Origin of the sequence: Sphingomonas sp. Leaf33 (assembly GCF_001421785.1) — a bacterium.
Classification (GTDB): Bacteria; Pseudomonadota; Alphaproteobacteria; order Sphingomonadales; family Sphingomonadaceae; genus Sphingomonas.
The window spans coordinates 1,813,419-1,830,383 of sequence record NZ_LMLB01000001.1 but is presented as its reverse complement, the minus strand read 5'-3'; the positions used below and the strand labels follow the sequence as shown (position 1 = coordinate 1,830,383).

The window sequence follows — 16,965 nt, the reverse complement described above, 5'->3', positions numbered from 1 at the left end:
AGGGGCGCCATGCCCAGTGAACGACCGCCAGGTGACCGGATGATCGTCGAGCCCGCGCCGGCCAAGCTGAACCTCGCCCTGCACGTCCGGCGCCGACGGGACGATGGCTATCACGAACTGGAGACGCTGTTCGCATTCGTGGCGGACGGGGATGTGGTGACGGTCGCCCCGGCCGAGCGCGACAGCTTTGCGATCACCGGGCCGTTCGCCGGAGGGCTGGTGAGCGATGCCGGCAATCTGGTGCTGCGCGCTCGCGACCGGTTCGTGCGCGATGTCGCGCCGTTGCCGCCGCTTGCGATCACGCTCGACAAGCGCCTTCCGGTCGCCTCGGGCATCGGTGGTGGATCGGCCGATGCCGCCGCGATGCTGCGCGCCGCGGCGCGGATCGCCGATGTCGCACCGTCCGATCCGCGCGTCGAGGCGGTCGCCGCCGATCTTGGCTCGGACGTGCCTGCCTGCCTGCTCGGACGGACGGCGTTCGGATCGGGCAGGGGAGAGGCGTTGCGCGTCGTCAACGGACTGGCGGGACGCCCGGTGCTGCTGGTCAACCCGAATGTCGCGGTGGCGACCGCGCCTGTGTTCGCGCGGTGGGACGGGATTGATCGCGGCCCCTTGCCGGTCCGTGACGCCTGGCGGGTCGCCCTTGATGGGCGCAACGACCTGGCAGTGCCGGCCAAGTCGATCGCTCCGGTGATCGGCGAAGTCATAGACGCCCTCGACCGGCTGGAGGGGACCGTCCTGGTGCGGATGTCGGGCTCCGGTGCGACGTGTTTCGCGATCTTCGGCGATCATGCATCGCTGCACGCGGGCGCCGAGGCGATCCGCGGGGCCTATCCGGCGTGGTGGTGTCTCGAAACGGCACTGACGTGACAGGCGGCTGCCCCGTTACGGCACACCCGTTCGGCCGCGCTGCTTCGTCACCGAGGCGGATGACGCTTGGCATGATTCGTGCTGGGAACGGTGTCAGCGGATCGAACGCCGGGAGCGAACCGTCCGCCGGTGGCCCGTGGCCCTGCCACGCGCCACCGTCCCGTCTGGCGGGGCATCGATGATCCGGACCCGCCGCGACGGGTCGATCCTGCGGATCGCCTTCGCTCGCGCGGAAGCGCGCAACGCGATCGATGCCGCGGGATGGGATAGCTTTGCCGATGCGATCGATCAGGCCGCGGGCGGTGACGCGGCGATCATCCTGCTCGCGTCCGACGTGCCGGGCGTCTTCTCGGCCGGCGCCGATCTGTCGATGCTTGCGGCATTGTCCGACGATCCCGACGCGCGGGTAGCGTTCCGCCAGCGCATGGCGCGCGCGGTGGAGGGACTGGCCGCGCTGCCCATGCCCGTCGTCGCGGCGGTCGATGGGCCTTGCTACGGCGCGTCGGTCGCGCTGGTGCTGGCCGCCGACATCGTCGTCGCCGGCGCGTCGGCGAGTTTCGCGGTCACGCCTGCCAAGCTCGGCATCGGCTATCCCGCCGCGGACGTCGCGCGGCTGGTCGATCGGATTGGGCGCGGGCAGGCGAGCCGGATGCTCTTCACTGCGGCGCCGGTCGATGCCGACGAGGCGGTTCGGATCGGCCTGGCCGACATGCGCGCCGACAGTGCGCAAGCCGCGGCGATGGCGATGGCCGATACGATCGCGGGCAACGCCGCCGGCGCCGTCCGCCTGCTCAAGCGGACGATCGCGGGTGGCGAGGATGGCGACGCCGGCTTCGACGCCGCGTTCGCCGGCACCGACTTCGCGACACGCCTCGCCGCCTTTCGGGCCCGCGCGCGATGATGCCGGACATCCTCGCCGGCGACGCGCGCGTCCTGCTGCTGTGCGATCACGCCAGCAACCACGTTCCGGACGATATCGACCTGGGCATCGACAGCGACCTGCTCGAACGGCACATTGCGATCGACATCGGCGCGGGGCCACTGACGCGAGCGCTGGCGCGGCACCTGGACGCGCCCGCCGTGCTGGGCACGATCTCGCGCCTCGTCATCGATCTCCACCGCGAACCCGATCATCCCGGCCTGATCCCGGTCGAGAGCGACGGCAACCCGATACCCGGCAACGTCAGCGCCGATCGGGTTGGGCGCATCGCACGCTTTTATACGCCCTATCACCGCGCCGTGGGCGACACCGTGACGCGCATCCGGCCCGATCTGATCGTCGCGATCCACAGTTTCACGCCGCGGCTCGAAAGCGCCGGACCCGAGCGCCCGTGGCACGTCGGCATCCTCTCCAATCGCGATCGCCGCGCGGCCGGTCCCGCCATTGCCTCGCTGGCCGCGCGGCCGTCACTCACGGTCGGCGACAACGAACCCTATAGCGGACGCCTGCTCAACCTGACCCTGAACCGCCATGCCGAGGCTCGCGGCATCCCGAGCTTCAGTATCGAAATCCGCAACGATCTGATCCGCGATGCGATCGGCATCGATCGCTGGGTGCGCATTATCGGCGAAACGATCGCCGATGTACGCAATAGTCTTGCGCAGCAGGGGCGTCTCGCGACATAGGCTTGCGGCCATGACTCAGCGTTTCGACAAATCCCGCCTGCCCAGCCGTCACGTTTCCGTGGGGCCGGAGCGTGCCCCGCACCGCAGCTATTATTACGCGATGGGGCTGTCCGAGGAGGAGATTGCCCGGCCGTTCGTTGCGCTTGCGTCCGCCGGTAACGACAGCGCACCATGCAACACGACGCTCGATGCGCAGGCCGATGCGGCGCGCGCAGGCGTGGAGGCCGGCGGCGGGATGCCGCGGCGGTTCAACACCATCACCGTGACCGATGGCATCGCGATGGGCCACCAGGGCATGAAATCCTCGCTGGTCAGTCGCGAGGTCATTGCCGATTCGATCGAGCTCAGCGTCCGCGGCCATTGCTACGACGCGCTGGTCGGCTTTGCCGGCTGCGACAAGTCGCTGCCCGGCATGATGATGGCGATGCTGCGGCTGAATATCCCGTCGATCTTCGTCTACGGCGGCTCGATCCTGCCCGGGCGATACGAAGGGCGCGACGTGACCGTCGTCGATGTGTTCGAGGTCGTCGGACGCTACGCCGCCAAGGCTTGCCCGATCGAGGAGGTTCATGCGCTTGAAAAGGTCGCGTGCCCCGGCCACGGCGCGTGCGGTGGTCAGTATACCGCGAACACCATGGCCTGCGTCGGCGAAGCGATCGGATTGTCGTTGCCGAACAGCAACATGGTGCCCGCACCATACACGTCGCGTGAACAGATCGCGGTTGCGGCCGGTGCGCAGGTGATGGAACTGATCGTCGCCAACATTCGCCCACGGGACATCTGCACGCGGGCGGCGTTCGAAAACGCCGCCCGTATCGTCGCGGCCACCGGCGGATCGACCAACGGCGCGCTGCACCTGCCCGCGATGGCGCATGAGGCGGGGATCGACTTCTCGCTGCACGACGTAGCGACGATATTCAAATCAACGCCTTACCTGGCCGATCTCAAGCCCGGTGGGAGGTTTGTCGCCAAGGATATGTACGAGGCGGGTGGCGTCTACATGTTGATGAAGACCATGCTGAGCGAAGGGCTGCTTCATGGCGACTGCCTGACGGTGACAGGTCGGACACTCGCCGAGAATATCGAACAGGTGACGTGGAACCCTGACCAGAAGGTCATCTATGACGCGAAGGCGCCGATCACCCGGACCGGCGGCGTCGTGGGCCTGCGCGGATCGCTGGCGCCCGATGGCGCGATCGTGAAGGTCGCCGGGATGAAGCGGCTGCAGTTCGCCGGAACCGCACGCGTGTTCGATTGCGAAGAAGACGCCTTTGCCGCTGTCGAGGCGCGCGACATCGCCGAAGGATCGGTGGTTGTGATCCGCTATGAAGGGCCGAAGGGCGGGCCCGGGATGCGCGAGATGCTGTCGACGACGGCGGCGCTCTATGGCCAGGGCATGGGCGAGACGGTGGCGCTCATCACCGACGGGCGGTTCTCGGGTGCCACGCGCGGCTTCTGCATCGGCCATGTCGGACCGGAGGCGGCCGAAGGCGGCCCGATCGCGCTGGTCGAGGATGGCGACACCATCCGGATCGATGCGGAAGCGGGCACGATCGACCTCGACGTCGATGCCGCCATTCTTGCCGAGCGCCGGGCAGCCTGGGCGCCGCGCACGAACGACTATCAATCCGGGGCCTTGTGGCGCTATGCCCAGAACGTCGGCCCGGCCTGGGCGGGCGCAGTGACCCACCCCGGAGCGAAGTCGGAAACCCATGTCTTTGCGGATATTTAGCGCAAGTCTCTCCCTCATCCTGGCAAGCTGCGGTGGCCCGCCCGATACGGTGGTGGCGGGCAACGGCAGCGACACACAGATCGGAGACACCGGCACACCCGCCGGTGCGCCGGTCGAACGCATCGCCTGCGCGCTCGGCGACGCGGAGATGGCGCAGGCCTGCACGGTCGAGCGGACGCCGGCGGAGGGCGGCACGCTCATCACGATTCGCCATCCCGACGGCGGCTTCCACCGACTGCGGATTTCCGCTGACGGCCAGGTCGGCGCGGCCGACGGCGCGCTGCCACCCGCCGTCTCGGTCCGCGACGGCGTGGCCGACATCACGCTTGGTGACGCGCGCTACCGGCTGCCGCTCGCGCAGCCGTGATCCGGCGACTTCCCGAAGGCGCACCGATCCTCACCGCTGCCGAGATGCGCGCGGTGGAACAGCGGCTGTTCGCAACCGGCGTTGGCCAGGGCGCGCTGATGGAACGCGCCGGCGCGGCGATCGCCGAGCAGGTCGCGCGGCTTGCGGCCGGCCGCCCGGTGCTGGTGCTGGCCGGCCCCGGCAACAATGGCGGCGATGGCTATGTCGCGGCACGCCTGTTGTTTGAGCGCGGGGTTTCGGCCGTCGTCGCCGCAATGGGCAAGCCGAAAGACGGTGCGGCGGAGTACATGGCGGCGCGCTGGTCCGCGCCCGTCGACGACATGCGCGCCGCAGAGCCTCGACCGGTGTTGGTCGATGCGCTGCTCGGCATCGGCACACCCCGCCCATTCGATCCGGAGACGCGCGCCGCTCTCGCGAGACTGACGGCCGCGGCGGACTTGTGCATCGCCGTCGATGTGCCGAGCGGTCGCCACGCCGACACCGGCGAGGGCGAAGGCGAAGCCGATGTGACGATCGCGCTCGGGGCGTTGAAGCCCGCGCATGTGGTCGGCGCGGGTGCCGATGCCTGCGGGCATGTCCTGCTGGCAGACCTGGGCGTGTCTCGGACCAGCCGGGCGTCCACCATCAGCCGTCCGACGCTTCCGGCGTGGCCGCATGACGTCAATAAGTTCAGCCGAGGGATGGTGGCGATCGTTTCGGGCGCGATGCCCGGGGCGGGTTGGCTCGCCGGTCGCGCGGCGTTGGCGGCAGGCGCAGGCTATGTCCAGCTTGTCGGGCTTGCCCCGGCCGATGGGGCGCCGCGCGCGCTGGTTCGCCACCGGATTGCGTGTGTCGGCGACATGTCGAGCGTGCTGGACGATCCGCGCATCGGCACCGTCGTCATCGGTCCTGGCCTCGGCCGCGACGACGCCGCGAGGGCTCTGCTCGATGCCGCGCTGGCGTCGCCGCACGATCTGGTCATCGACGGCGATGCTCTGACCCTGCTCGGGCGATCGATCGGCGACCGTATCGCGACCGATCGTCGCCGTGTGTGCCTGACGCCGCATGGCGGTGAGTTCGCGCGGATGTTCGACACCGCTGGCGACAAGCTGAGCATCACCCGTGCCGCTGCCCGCAAGACCGGCGCGACGGTTGTGAACAAGGGGCCGGACACGGTCATCGGCTATCCCGATGGGCGCATCGTCGTGTCCGCAGGCACCAATCCGGGCCTGTCGACCGCCGGCACCGGCGACCTGCTGGCCGGCACGATCGCCGCGCGGATGGCAGCGGGGCCGGGCGGGAGCGATGCCGTCGCCGCCGGGGTCTGGCTGCACGCCCGCGCCGCGGATCATATGGGCGCCATATTCCCCGCCGATGCGCTGCCCGAGCGACTGACCCAGGAAGTGAACCGATGCCCGACCCGCTGAGCCCCGTCGTCCGCATCGCCGCGCGCGGCGACGGCGTGACCGAGGATGGCCGCCACGCACCGCTGACCGCACCGGGCGACCTGCTTTCGGCGGATGGTAGCGTGACGCGTGGCGCGCACTACCGTGAACCACCGTGCCGGCACTTCCCGCAATGTGGCGGCTGCCAGCTGCAACAGCTTGATGACGTTAGCTATTCTGCGTTCGTTTTCGATCGCGTTGCCGGAGCGATTGCCGGCCAGGGTCTCGATGCTCCCGTGCGGCCGCCGATCGTGTCGCCACCCCACAGTCGCCGGCGCGCGACGTTGCACGCCGAGCGGCGCGGACGGCAGGTTCTGCTGGGCTTTACTGAGGGCAGCAGCCACCGGCTGATCGATCTCGCCGAATGCCACGTCCTGCTGCCCGAACTGTTCGCGATGCTTGGTCCGCTACGGGGCCTGCTGGCGGCGGTGCTGACCGAGCGCGGGCGTGTCGACGTCCACCTGACACGGGTCAACCAAGGCGTCGATGTCCTGATCGGCGGCAAGCTGTCCGACGGGCTGTCCGCAGTCGAGGGCATCACCCGCTTTGCCGAGCGGCACGGCCTAGCGCGGCTGTCGGTCGACGACGGTTTCGGTCCCGAAGCACGGTGGGAGCCCGAACCCGTGACGATCACGCTGGGCGGGGTCGCGGTCCCGTTTCCGGCGGGCAGCTTTCTCCAGGCGACCGCGGATGGCGAAGCCGCGCTCGTCACCGCGGTGCGCGAAGCGGTCGGCGATGCGCGGACGATCGCCGATCTGTTCGCCGGGCTCGGCACCTTTGCCCTGTCGCTGCTGGGCAAGATTTACGCAGGGGAAGCAGCGCGCGAGCCAATCCTGGCGCTGAAGGCCGCGGCTGCGCGCGCCGGGCGGACGGTCTTCGCCGACCACCGCGACCTGTTCCGCCGCCCGCTGACGACCGCCGAGCTCGACCGGTTCGACGCGATCGTCATCGATCCGCCGCGCGCGGGTGCCCGCGAACAGGCTCAGCAGCTCAGCGGTTCGAAGGCTCAGCGCGTCGCTTATGTTTCGTGCAATCCCAGCAGCTTCGCGCGCGATGCGAAGTTGTTGTGTGAAGGCGGTTACACGCTCGACTGGGTCCAGCCGGTCGGCCAGTTCACCTGGTCGACCCACGTCGAACTGGCCGCGGCGTTCAGTCGGCCGGGGTAGAGTCGGCAGGATAATCGGCGCTGACGAAGAACAGCCCGTCGGGCGGCGCATTCAGCCCGAGCGCGGCGCGATCGCGCGCGTCCAGCGCGGCGCTCATGTCATCGGGCGACCATCGGCCATCGCCGACCAGCGAGAGGCAGCCGACCATCGACCGCACCTGGTGATGAAGAAACGACCGTGCCGATGCGCGGATCGTGACGACCTCGCCGATGCGCTCGATCTCCAGCCGGTCGAGCGTGCGCACCGGGCTGTCGGCCTGGCAATGGACGGAGCGGAACGTCGTGAAATCGTGGCGCCCGACCAATCGTGCCGCGCCAGCGGCCATCGCGTCGGCATCGAGCGGGCGGGCGACCTGCCAGGCCAGTCCCTTGTCCCAGGTCAGCGGGGCGCGTCGGTTGACGATGCGATATTCGTAATGCCGGCCGAGACAGGAGAAGCGCGCGTGCCAATCCTCGGGCACGGTGCGACACGCGATGACGGCGACAGGGCTCGGCCGAAGCTGCGCATTGAGCGCCTCCATCAGCCGGAACGGCGCGATGTCACGCATTACGTCGACGTGCGCCGGCATCGCGCGGGCATGAACCCCGGCGTCGGTCCGGCCCGAGGCATAGACCAGCGCGTCCTCGCCGGTGATCCGCGTCACTGCCTCCTCGATTGTCTGCTGCACGCTCGGCCCATGGGCCTGCCGCTGCCACCCCATGAACGGACGACCGTCATATTCGATGGTCAGCGCGAACCGGGTCACAGGTGCGTGCCGACCGCGATCGGAAAGCCGCGCAGCAACTCCGCTGACGTCATGACGCCGCGTCCGGCACGCTGGACGAGCAATGGGCGGATCGCACCCTCGACACAGGCTATGGTCAGCGCGTTGTCGATGACCGTGCCGGCGTCGCCGCTGTCCGGCACGACCTGCGCCGACAGGATGCGCACCCGCTCGCCCCCATGGTCGAACCAGGCGCCCGGCGGATTGAACGCCCGCACCTGAAGCTCGACCTCGACCGCGGTCTTCGTAAAGTCGAGCTGCGTCTCTGCCTTGTCGATCTTCGCGGCATAGGTAATGCCGTCATGGGGCTGGGCGACCGCAGGATGCGCATCGAGATCGGCCAAAACCGCGACCATCAGCCGTGCGCCCATGTCGGCGAGCTCCACGGTCAGGTCACCGGCCGTCTTGCCGTCGATCGGCGTCCGCGCCTCGGCCCGTACCGGCCCGGTGTCGAGCCCGGCCTCCATCTGCATGATCCCAACCCCGGTTTCGGCATCGCCCGCCAGGATCGCGCGCTGGATCGGCGCGGCTCCGCGCCAGCGCGGCAGGATCGATCCGTGAACGTTCAGACACCCGTGGCGCGGCGCGTCGAGCACGACCTGCGGCAGGATCAGGCCGTAGGCGGCGACCACTGCTACGTCCGCGTCGTGCGCCGCGAACACCCCCTGTGCGTCGGCCTTGCGCAGGCTGACGGGCGTGAACACCGGGATGCCGAGCGCTTCGGCACGGCGCTGGATGGGGGAGGGGACCTCCGCCTTGCCGCGGCGCCCGCCCGGCCGCGGGGGCTGGCTGTACGCCGCGACCATATCGTGGCCCGCGGTGACCAGCGCGTCGAGTGTCGGCACCGCGAAGTCGGGCGTTCCCATGAAGACGATCCGCATGGATGACGCGCTTCCACGCTGGCGCGGCTGCACGCAACCCCCTATCTGTTCCAATGATATGGCTTCCCCTGAAATCGAGGCGCTGACCAACGCGCTGGCGCGGCTTCCCGGCCTTGGGCCCCGGTCGGCGCGGCGCGCGGTGCTGCATTTGCTGAAGCGCCGCGAGACGACGCTGGCGCCGCTGTTGAACGCGCTGGCCGCAGTCAACGATCGGCTGGAAACGTGCACGGTCTGCGGGAACGTCGATACGACCAACCCGTGCGCGATCTGTGCCGACCCGCGCCGCGACGCGCGGTCGCTGTGCGTGGTGGAGGAGGTGGCCGACCTGTGGGCGCTCGACCGCTCGCAGCTGTTCCCGGGCAAGTTCCATGTGCTCGGCGGTCGCCTGTCCGCGCTGGACGGCGTCCGGCCCGAGGATCTGGCGATCGACGGCCTCGTCCGCCGGATCGATGCCGGCGGGATCGACGAGGTCGTACTGGCGATGAACGCGACGCTGGAGGGGCAGACGACTGCGCATTATGTCGCCGAGCGGATCGAGCGCTTCCCGGTGCGCGTGACTCAACTTGCCCATGGCCTGCCGGTCGGGGGAGAGCTCGACTATCTCGACGACGGAACGCTTGCCCAGGCGCTGCGTGCACGTCGGCCGCTCGCTTGACGCGACGGCGCCCGCGGGGTTAGCCGGGCGGCATGACCGTGATGCACATTCTCGAAATCCCCGACGCCGGCTTGCGCGCCGTCGCCGAACCCGTGCCCCAGGTGGATGATGCCGTCCGCACGCTGATCGACGACATGTTCGACACGATGTACGACGCGCACGGCATCGGCCTTGCTGCGACCCAGGTCGGCGTCGCCAAACGCGTGGTCGTGATCGACCTGCAGGAAGGCGAGGATGCCGACGGCAAGCCGGTGCGCGATCCCAAGGCGTTCGTGAATCCCGAGATCCTGTGGCTCAGCGACGAGCTGTCGAAATACAACGAAGGCTGCCTGTCGATCCCCGAGCAATATGCCGAGGTCGAACGTCCCGCGCGCTGCCGGGTCTCCTGGCTCGACCGCGACGGCGGCGCGCATGAGGAGGAGATGGACGGCCTGCTCGCGACCTGTATGCAGCACGAGATCGACCATTTGAACGGCGTGTTGTTCATCGACCACATCTCGCGACTGAAGCGCGATATGATCGTCAAGAAGCTGAACAAGGCGCGCCGCGCGGCGTAACGCCTCACCGCACATCGCTTGTCGCCTGTCCCATCGCGGGATAGGTTCGGCGTCTGTTCCCGCCAGCGTCGAGCGTTTTTCCATGGATTCCACCGCTTTCACCCTGATCGTCCTGGCGCTCGTGATCGGGGTCGGCGTCGGCTGGCTGCTCGGCAGCCGCGGCGTGGCGGAGGTGCGCGCCGAACGCGACGCGCGCGAGGCGGAGTTCAAGCGTGCGATCTCCGAACTGGCGGTCGCGTCCGAGCGCGTCCGTGACATGCCCGAGCTGCGCGAGGCGCTGGAAGTCACCACCGAGGAACGCGACCGCTCCCGGCTGGAGTGCGTCGAGTTGCGCACGAAGGCCCAGGCGTTCGAATCGCGCTTCGCTGAATTCAAGGCCGACCGCGAAGCGATGGCCGCGCAGTTCCGCGAGCTGGGCGCAAAGGTGCTCGACACCGCGCAGGAGAATTTCCTGAAGCGCGCCGACGCCCGCTTCGGCCAGGCAGGCGAAGCGAACGAGGCGAAGATCAAGGCGCTGCTCGCGCCCGTCGAGACGACGTTGAAACGCTACGAGGAAGGTCTGCACCGCGTCGAGAAGGACCGGATCGACAGCTATGCCGGCCTGCGTGAGGCCGTCGAGCAGGTGCGCAGCGGACAGGGACAGGTCCGCGACGAGACCGCCAAGCTGGTCAACGCGCTGCGCAGCAGTCCCAAGGCGCGCGGGCGCTGGGGCGAACAATCGTTGCGCAACGTGCTCGAACAGGCGGGGCTCTCGCCGTTCGCCGATTTCCAGCAGGAAGTCGTCGTTGCGACCGACGAGGGAAGCCTGCGCCCCGACGTGATCGTCCGGCTGCCCGGTGGCCGCAAACTGGTGATCGACGCGAAATGCTCGCTGAATGCCTTTCTCGACGCCAGCGACGCGACCGACGACGAGGGCCGCGCCGCCGGACTGCGTGCCCACGCCGCATCCGTGCGCAACCACGCGCAGCAGCTCGGGTCGAAGAGCTATTGGGACAAGTTCGGCGACGCGGCAGACTATGTCGTGATGTACATCCCTGGCGAGCATTTCCTGTTCGCCGCGCTGGAGCAGGACCCGCGGCTGTGGGAATGGGCGATCGAGCGGCGCGTGCTGCTGGCGACGCCGACAAACCTCGTCGCCATCGCCAAGACGATCGCCAATATCTGGCGGCAGGAAAAGCTGATCGACGACGCCCGCGCGGTCGATGCGCTGGGCAAGGAACTGCACGAGCGGCTGGCGACCGCCGCGACGCACCTGAAACGCGTCGGCGGCGGGCTCAATTCGGCGGTCGACAATTACAACAAGTTCGTCGCGAGCTTCGAAGGCCGCGTCCTCGTTTCCGCCCGTCGCTTCCGCGACCTGAGTGTCGGAACCGGGGCCAAGGAGATCGAGGGCGTCGACAGCGTCGATTCGCTCGCTCGCCAGACCGCGGTCGATGTCGCGATGCTGCCGGCCGCCGACCTGCCGCCGCCCGAGGACGGGATCACGGACAAGCAAGCGGCGGAATAGCCCGGCGTGCTACGGCGCAGGCGGGTTACTGGCTCGCCCGCCGCAGCGCCACGCTCGACCGAGCGTTAGACAGCACCAGCGTATCGGCCCGGTTCCCGCGCGACACCTTCAGCGGCGTGCTCAGGACCGCAAGCAGCGCGGATTCTAGCTCTGTCCGGCCGCCCATGCACGCCATCTTCGTGCCGACGATCGCGCGCGTCGTCAGCGTGCCGCGCTCGAACCGATAGCTGCCACCGAAACCGTTGCAGATCCTGCCCGATACACGGTCGCCCGTGAAGGTCAGCGTGGCGGGGCGCGCCAGGCGGACGGGGCGGCCGTTCAGCGCCTGGATCCGCCAGCTTCCGGCCAACCCGTTCGGCGCGCCATCTTCGATGATCCGCCCGCCGCAACCGCTGTACGTCCAGCGGCCGATGCGCAGCCGGACGGTGTCGGCATACACGCGATCGCTCATCCCGTCCGAGCATTGGGCGTGGGTAATGTCGACGGTAATGCGCTGCGTCTGGTAGAGCTCTCCATTGATGCCGACGATCGGCCGCGGCTTGGTGACGCTGATCCGCTGACCGCTGGCAGGATGGTACTGGATCGTGCTGTCGTCGATCGTGAGCGACCAGAACGGCTCCGTACCCGCCGCGCGATAGGGCTCGCGATCCGACTGAGCGGCGGCGGGCAGGGCGAGCAGCAAGGCGGGGGCGAGCAACAGCGCTTTCATGACCATCTCCTCGAAGCCGCAAGAGGCTATCTCCGCACAGCTGAATGTCAGCTAGCGCCGGCGTTCATCCGCGGGTCTGCGCGAGCACTTCATAGGCCATGACGGCGGTCGCGACCGCGGCGTTCAGGCTGTCGGCCTTGCCGAGCATCGGGATCTTGACCAGCAGGTCGCATTCCGCGGCCATCATATCGGGCATCCCCTGCGCTTCGTTGCCGGTCAGCAGGAACGTCGGCGCGGCATAGGTCGCCGCGCGATAATCACTGGTCGTGTCGAGGCTGAGACCGACCAGTTGCCCCGGTCCGCTGCGTAGCCAGCCGCGAAAGTCGTCCCACCGCGCCCGCGCGACAGGCACGGTGAACAGCGCGCCCATGCTCGCCCGCACTGCCTCGACCGAAAACGGGTCGACGCAATCGTCGATCAGGATCAGCCCGCCGGCGCCTACGGCATCGGCGGTGCGCAGGATCGTGCCGAGATTGCCCGGATCGCGCAGCCGCTCGGCGACCAGCCATATGCTGGCGGCGGTGCGGTCGATCTGATCGAGCGGTGTCAGGAATTCGCGGTAAACCCCTATGACGGAACCGGGATTATCCTTGCCCGACAGCTTGGACAGGATGTCCGCGGTCGTCTCGATCGCGTCGCCGCCGGCCGTCTCGACCGCAGCGACCAGGGCACCGACCAGATGGTGATCGGCGGTCGTGCGCGTGAAGAATAGCGTTTCCGGCAGCCGCCCGGCCTCGCGAGCTTCGGTCAGGATGCGCAGCCCCTCCGCCAGGAAAAGCCCGGCGTCGCGGCGGTGCTTCTTGTCGCGCAGGCGCTGGGTCGCCTTGACGATGGGATTGGAGAAGGCGGTGATTTCGCGGGGCATGATGCGTCGGCCTAAGCGTTAGTCGGAGACAAGCGCAAGGCGGATCAGCCGCAACGAGCCGGTGCGGTCTTGTCGCGGCGGAAATGAGGGCGTGGGCATCGCCGCAGGCAAAGCCCGCGTCGTCGGTCGTCGCTGGAGCGACGCCGGCCGTGCTCGCCGTCCGAGCCGCCGAATTGGTGTCACCAATCCGGCTGCGGCGAGCCTATTCCTCCCCGAATTTGGCCTCGACCAGCTCGCACAGTGCCCCGACCGCCGTTTCGGCATGCTCGCCCTCGGCCGAAATGACGATGTGATCGCCCATCGCCGCGCCCAGCATCATCAGGCCCATGATCGACGTTCCGGTGACGCTTGATCCGTCCTTGCGGACGACCAGCTCGCACGGCTGCGACGATGCGAGCGTCACGAACTTGGCGCTCGCGCGCGCGTGGAGCCCGCGGCGGTTGGCGATCAGGACGGTACGTTCGATCTTGTCGCTCATGCAGCGGCTTCTCCCAGCACTTCGGAGGCGACGGAGATATATTTGCGACCCGCATCGCGCGCGGCGCTGACGGCATCGGCGACCTTCATCGCCTTGCGCGCGCCACCCAGGCGGATCAGCATCGGCAGGTTGATGCCGGCGATCACTTCGACCTTGCCCGGCCGCATCAACGAGATGGCGAGGTTGGAGGGCGTGCCGCCGAACAGGTCGGTCAGCACGATAACGCCGGCGCCTATATCGACATCGGCGATCGCCGCGGCGATGTCGGCGCGGCGGCCTTCCATATCGTCTTCGGGGCCGATGCAGATCGTCGCGATCCGGTCCTGCTTGCCGACGACATGCTCCATCGCCACCACGAATTCCTCCGCCAGGCGGCCGTGCGTGACGAGAACCAGGCCGATCATGGCATCAGTCTTGGGAGTAGGAGTCATCAAGGAATCAACTTCGCCTTCGGCGCGCCTTCGAGCGAGTCCTGCGGCGCCGTGCCGAGGTCGCGATGCGTCACCGTGGGCGAAAACCCCTCGGCTTGCAACCGCCGGGCGATCCGCTCGGCGACATGGACCGACCGGTGCCGCCCGCCGGTGCAGCCGATCCCGACCGTGACATAGGATTTCCCCTCCGCCCTGTAGCGCGGCAGCAACAGCAACAGCAGGTCCTCGATCCGCGCGATCGATTCGGGATAGGCCGGGTCGCCCGCGACATAGGCGGCGACCGCGGCGTCGAGTCCGGTCCCGGGACGCAGGTCGGGCACCCAGTGCGGATTGCGCAGGTATCGCATGTCGAACACCAGGTCTGCATTGCGCGGCAACCCGCGGGCGAAACCGAACGACATGATCGACAGGACGGGCCGCCCGAGCTCCTCGCCCGAGAAGGTGGCGCGGATGATCTGCGCCAGCTGGTTCGACGTCAGGTCGGTCGTGTCGACGACGCGGTTGGCCCAGTCGCGTAAGGGTGCCAGCGTCTCGCGTTCGCGCGCGATGCCGTCGGCGGCCGGCCGGTCAGGCGCCAGCGGGTGGCGCCGCCGCGTCTCCGAATAGCGGCGATCGAGTTCGACGCCTGCGCATTCAAGGAACAGCGTGCCGATATCCGAGCCCAGCTGCTGGCGCAGCGCACGGATGCGGGCGATGACCTGCAACGCATCGAACCCGCGCGTGCGGGTGCCGATGCAGATGGCAAGTGGCCGATCGGTGCGGTCGGGTCCTTCGGGAACGGCGGTTTCCAGCAGGCGCTCGATCAACGACATCGGCAGGTTGTCGACCGTTTCCCAGCCCAGATCTTCCAGCGTGCGCAGGACGGTGGACTTGCCCGCGCCGGACATGCCGGTGACAAGCAGGATCTGCGTCGGCATCGTCATTCGGCTGCCCGCCGGAACTTCAGCGCCCATTCGACCTTGATCGCGGCGGAGGGTTCGAGCGCCGGCAGCGCGATCTCTCGCACCGCGACACCCGCGATCAGCCGGGTGCGTCCGCGCTCGGGCATCCGCGGTGGCAGCTCGGTGATGACGACCAGCAGCGCCACGGCGATGTCGGTGACGTGCGGGACCTCGACGATACCGATCCCGCGAATTTCCATCTTGCCGGCCAGATTGTCGGGCGCGCGCGCGATCAGGTCGCCGTCGCGGCGTCTCAGCGCGGTGTAATCATCGCTCACCAGTTGCGCGCCGCGATCGATCAGACGCAGCGCCAAGTCTGACTTGCCCGTGCCCGATCGCCCCTCGATCAGCACCGCCTGACCGTCGATCGCGACGCAACTGGCGTGGATGGTCTCGCTCGATATCGCCACCATCATTCGTCTCCCGCCGATGGCAGGCGGACGACGAAGGCAGCGCCGCTTGCCCGATCTTCCCGCGATTCGACCATGATGCTGCCTCCATGCCCGTCGACGATCGTCCGGGCAATCGCCAGGCCAAGCCCGGAGTGCCGCCCGAACGCTTCGGTCGCCGGGCGCACCGAGTGAAAGCGGCGGAAAATCGCCTCGCGTTCGTCCTCGGGAACACCGGGACCCTCGTCCTCGACCCGGACTTCGATCCAGTCGTCCGCCCGGCGCATCGACAGCGTTACGCGGCCCACGTCGGGGGAAAAGGACACCGCATTGTCGATCAGGTTTTCGAACACCCGCGCCAGCCGTGCGCCTTCGCCATAGATGGTCAGTGGCCCCGGATCGTCCGGGCGCAGCGTCAGGCCGATGTCGCGTTCGATCCCGCGCGCGCGGCGCCCTTCGATCAGAGCCGTGACCATCATCGTCACATCGACGCTCTCGAACTTCGCACGGCTGAGCTGCGCGTCCAGTCGCGACGCATCGGAGATGTCGGTGATCAGCCGGTCGAGCCGGTGGACGTCGTCGCGGACGATCCCCAGCAACTGCTCCTGAAGCACAGGGTCGGTCACGCGGCCCAGCCCGTCGACCGCCGATCGCAGCGAGGCGAGGGGGTTCTTCAACTCGTGCGTCACGTCGGCCGCGAATGCTTCCATGGCGTCGATCCGGTCGCGCAGCGCGCCGCTCATGTCGGACAGCGCGCGGGCGAGCAGCCCGATCTCGTCGCGGCGGTCGGGCAGGCGGGGCACGACGACCTCGCGCGCACGCCCCAGCCGGACGCGGACGGCGGCGCGCGCCAGACGGCGCAGCGGCCGCACGATCGTCCGTGCGAGGAACAGCGACAGGAGCACCGACAGCAGCGAGACGATGGCGAGGACGACGAACAGGCGGAACCGCTCGTTACGTACCGTCGTCGTGATGTCGCGGGCGTTGGCGGTCGTGAAGACGATGCCGTCGCCGTAGCGCGCCGCCGCGGTGATGACCGGGGTTCGGTCCGGCGCGCGCCAGACGCTCGCCCGCGCCACCGTGGGATCGAGTGCGGCGGCCACATCCGGCCAGCTCAAGCCGTTGCGCCGCTCGCGAAACAGCGGCGCGCGGGTCGCCCCGACGATCGTGTCGATCGCACCGTCCAGGAACCGCGCGACATCCTGTCGCCACGGGTCCTTATCGGGATCGCGCAGCACTGCGTTGTCCGATCCACGCAGGCGGGTGTCGTCGATCAGCCGGCCGTCGATCGCATACAGGCGTACCCGTGCCCCGGTATCGCGGGCATAGCCCAGGACCAGCGCGCCGCGCTCTGCCGGCGGTACCGTCGCCATGGCGTCGGCGATCAATCGCGCCTCGCGGCTCGCCTGCGCGATCCGGCTGTCGAGGATCCGGCTGCGAAAGCTGTCGAGATAGAAGAACCCGCCGGCCAGCATCGCCAGCGCGATGATGTTTACCGCCAGAATGCGCGGCGTCAGCGATACGCGCGCGGACCAGGTCAGCGACAGGTCGCGCGGGGAGGTGGGATCGTCGGCGCGGGGCATATCAAAATCCTCCCCGGCACG

Annotated in this window: 19 protein-coding genes; 10 read left to right on the top strand and 9 right to left on the bottom strand. The window is 68.8% G+C overall.

The genetic code is table 11. The features are described from left to right. Window positions 1-9 precede the first annotated feature (9 nt). From ASE86_RS09070 to ASE86_RS09040, 7 genes are all read left to right on the top strand, one after another. A complete protein-coding gene (locus ASE86_RS09070) occupies window positions 10-870 on the top strand; it encodes a 4-(cytidine 5'-diphospho)-2-C-methyl-D-erythritol kinase (RefSeq protein ID WP_414881269.1) in 861 nt (286 codons plus the stop codon). A 178-nt stretch (window positions 871-1,048) separates the two neighbouring features. Next, a complete protein-coding gene (locus tag ASE86_RS09065; RefSeq protein WP_056426915.1) occupies window positions 1,049-1,771 on the top strand; it encodes an enoyl-CoA hydratase/isomerase family protein in 723 nt (240 codons plus the stop codon). Further along, window positions 1,768-2,496, top strand: coding sequence for an N-formylglutamate amidohydrolase (locus ASE86_RS09060; protein WP_056424917.1), 729 nt, complete (start codon window positions 1,768-1,770; stop codon window positions 2,494-2,496). The genes ASE86_RS09065 and ASE86_RS09060 overlap by 4 nt, the downstream gene beginning before the upstream one ends. A gap of 10 nt (window positions 2,497-2,506) precedes the next feature. After that, a complete protein-coding gene (gene ilvD, locus ASE86_RS09055) occupies window positions 2,507-4,228 on the top strand; it encodes a dihydroxy-acid dehydratase (protein WP_056424914.1) in 1,722 nt (573 codons plus the stop codon). Further along, window positions 4,215-4,595, top strand: a complete 381-nt coding sequence (locus ASE86_RS09050) for a hypothetical protein (RefSeq protein ID WP_156347079.1) — start codon at window positions 4,215-4,217, stop codon at window positions 4,593-4,595. The genes ilvD and ASE86_RS09050 overlap by 14 nt, the downstream gene beginning before the upstream one ends. Then, complete coding sequence (locus tag ASE86_RS09045; protein ID WP_235524025.1) at window positions 4,592-6,001, top strand: NAD(P)H-hydrate dehydratase; 1,410 nt, start codon at window positions 4,592-4,594, stop codon at window positions 5,999-6,001. Before ASE86_RS09050 ends, ASE86_RS09045 begins: the two co-directional genes overlap by 4 nt. Next, window positions 5,986-7,185, top strand: coding sequence for a class I SAM-dependent RNA methyltransferase (locus ASE86_RS09040; RefSeq protein ID WP_056424909.1), 1,200 nt, complete (start codon window positions 5,986-5,988; stop codon window positions 7,183-7,185). The genes ASE86_RS09045 and ASE86_RS09040 overlap by 16 nt, the downstream gene beginning before the upstream one ends. Here the strand turns inward: ASE86_RS09040 and truA are convergent. Together truA and fmt are read right to left on the bottom strand one after the other, a co-directional pair. Next, a complete protein-coding gene (gene truA, locus ASE86_RS09035) occupies window positions 7,169-7,930 on the bottom strand; it encodes a tRNA pseudouridine(38-40) synthase TruA (RefSeq protein WP_056424906.1) in 762 nt (253 codons plus the stop codon). The two genes, ASE86_RS09040 and truA, sit on opposite strands and share 17 nt — an antisense overlap. Then, window positions 7,927-8,829, bottom strand: a complete 903-nt coding sequence (gene fmt, locus ASE86_RS09030; protein ID WP_056424903.1) for a methionyl-tRNA formyltransferase — start codon at window positions 8,827-8,829, stop codon at window positions 7,927-7,929. The genes truA and fmt overlap by 4 nt, the downstream gene beginning before the upstream one ends. 58 nt (window positions 8,830-8,887) lie before the next feature. Between fmt and recR the strand changes: the two genes are divergently transcribed. The 3 genes from recR to rmuC all read left to right on the top strand — a co-directional run bounded on the left by recR (window position 8,888) and on the right by rmuC (window position 11,548). Then, entirely contained in the window at window positions 8,888-9,484 is a 597-nt protein-coding gene (gene recR / locus ASE86_RS09025) for a recombination mediator RecR (RefSeq protein ID WP_056424898.1), read from the top strand. A 32-nt stretch (window positions 9,485-9,516) separates the two neighbouring features. Beyond that, a complete protein-coding gene (gene def, locus ASE86_RS09020) occupies window positions 9,517-10,041 on the top strand; it encodes a peptide deformylase (protein WP_056424895.1) in 525 nt (174 codons plus the stop codon). Between the two features lie 82 nt (window positions 10,042-10,123). Next, window positions 10,124-11,548, top strand: a complete 1,425-nt coding sequence (gene rmuC, locus ASE86_RS09015) for a DNA recombination protein RmuC (RefSeq protein ID WP_056424892.1) — start codon at window positions 10,124-10,126, stop codon at window positions 11,546-11,548. Between the two features lie 25 nt (window positions 11,549-11,573). On the opposite strand, the gene ASE86_RS09010 is transcribed toward rmuC, so the two are convergent. From ASE86_RS09010 to ASE86_RS08980, 7 genes are all read right to left on the bottom strand, one after another. Continuing rightward, a complete protein-coding gene (locus ASE86_RS09010; RefSeq protein ID WP_162233325.1) occupies window positions 11,574-12,257 on the bottom strand; it encodes an META domain-containing protein in 684 nt (227 codons plus the stop codon). A 64-nt stretch (window positions 12,258-12,321) separates the two neighbouring features. Continuing rightward, window positions 12,322-13,122, bottom strand: a complete 801-nt coding sequence (locus ASE86_RS09005) for a TrmH family RNA methyltransferase (RefSeq protein ID WP_056424886.1) — start codon at window positions 13,120-13,122, stop codon at window positions 12,322-12,324. Between the two features lie 202 nt (window positions 13,123-13,324). After that, on the bottom strand, window positions 13,325-13,600 hold the full coding sequence (locus ASE86_RS09000) for an HPr family phosphocarrier protein (protein WP_056424883.1): 276 nt from the start codon (window positions 13,598-13,600) through the stop codon (window positions 13,325-13,327). Further along, window positions 13,597-14,004: a PTS sugar transporter subunit IIA gene (locus tag ASE86_RS08995; RefSeq protein WP_056424879.1), complete on the bottom strand. Its 408-nt coding sequence runs from the start codon at window positions 14,002-14,004 to the stop codon at window positions 13,597-13,599. The genes ASE86_RS09000 and ASE86_RS08995 overlap by 4 nt, the downstream gene beginning before the upstream one ends. A 26-nt stretch (window positions 14,005-14,030) precedes the next feature. Beyond that, window positions 14,031-14,984: an RNase adapter RapZ gene (rapZ, locus tag ASE86_RS08990; RefSeq protein ID WP_414881267.1), complete on the bottom strand. Its 954-nt coding sequence runs from the start codon at window positions 14,982-14,984 to the stop codon at window positions 14,031-14,033. Beyond that, complete coding sequence (locus ASE86_RS08985; protein WP_056424874.1) at window positions 14,951-15,388, bottom strand: HPr kinase/phosphorylase; 438 nt, start codon at window positions 15,386-15,388, stop codon at window positions 14,951-14,953. Before ASE86_RS08985 ends, rapZ begins: the two co-directional genes overlap by 34 nt. Further along, complete coding sequence (locus ASE86_RS08980; RefSeq protein ID WP_056424870.1) at window positions 15,385-16,944, bottom strand: sensor histidine kinase; 1,560 nt, start codon at window positions 16,942-16,944, stop codon at window positions 15,385-15,387. The genes ASE86_RS08985 and ASE86_RS08980 overlap by 4 nt, the downstream gene beginning before the upstream one ends. Window positions 16,945-16,965: the final 21 nt, after the last annotated feature.

Coding starts and splice junctions, on each gene's coding strand:
- ASE86_RS09070 (WP_414881269.1), top strand. CDS start 10: ATGCCCAGTGAACGACCGCCAGGTGACCGGATGATCGTCGAGCCCGCG.
- ASE86_RS09065 (WP_056426915.1), top strand. CDS start 1,049: ATGATCCGGACCCGCCGCGACGGGTCGATCCTGCGGATCGCCTTCGCT.
- ASE86_RS09060 (WP_056424917.1), top strand. CDS start 1,768: ATGATGCCGGACATCCTCGCCGGCGACGCGCGCGTCCTGCTGCTGTGC.
- ilvD (WP_056424914.1), top strand. CDS start 2,507: ATGACTCAGCGTTTCGACAAATCCCGCCTGCCCAGCCGTCACGTTTCC.
- ASE86_RS09040 (WP_056424909.1), top strand. CDS start 5,986: ATGCCCGACCCGCTGAGCCCCGTCGTCCGCATCGCCGCGCGCGGCGAC.
- fmt (WP_056424903.1), bottom strand. CDS start 8,829: ATGCGGATCGTCTTCATGGGAACGCCCGACTTCGCGGTGCCGACACTC.
- recR (WP_056424898.1), top strand. CDS start 8,888: ATGGCTTCCCCTGAAATCGAGGCGCTGACCAACGCGCTGGCGCGGCTT.
- def (WP_056424895.1), top strand. CDS start 9,517: ATGACCGTGATGCACATTCTCGAAATCCCCGACGCCGGCTTGCGCGCC.
- rmuC (WP_056424892.1), top strand. CDS start 10,124: ATGGATTCCACCGCTTTCACCCTGATCGTCCTGGCGCTCGTGATCGGG.
- ASE86_RS09010 (WP_162233325.1), bottom strand. CDS start 12,257: ATGAAAGCGCTGTTGCTCGCCCCCGCCTTGCTGCTCGCCCTGCCCGCC.
- ASE86_RS09005 (WP_056424886.1), bottom strand. CDS start 13,122: ATGCCCCGCGAAATCACCGCCTTCTCCAATCCCATCGTCAAGGCGACC.
- ASE86_RS09000 (WP_056424883.1), bottom strand. CDS start 13,600: ATGAGCGACAAGATCGAACGTACCGTCCTGATCGCCAACCGCCGCGGG.
- ASE86_RS08995 (WP_056424879.1), bottom strand. CDS start 14,004: ATGATCGGCCTGGTTCTCGTCACGCACGGCCGCCTGGCGGAGGAATTC.
- rapZ (WP_414881267.1), bottom strand. CDS start 14,984: ATGGGCGCTGAAGTTCCGGCGGGCAGCCGAATGACGATGCCGACGCAG.
- ASE86_RS08985 (WP_056424874.1), bottom strand. CDS start 15,388: ATGATGGTGGCGATATCGAGCGAGACCATCCACGCCAGTTGCGTCGCG.
- ASE86_RS08980 (WP_056424870.1), bottom strand. CDS start 16,944: ATGCCCCGCGCCGACGATCCCACCTCCCCGCGCGACCTGTCGCTGACC.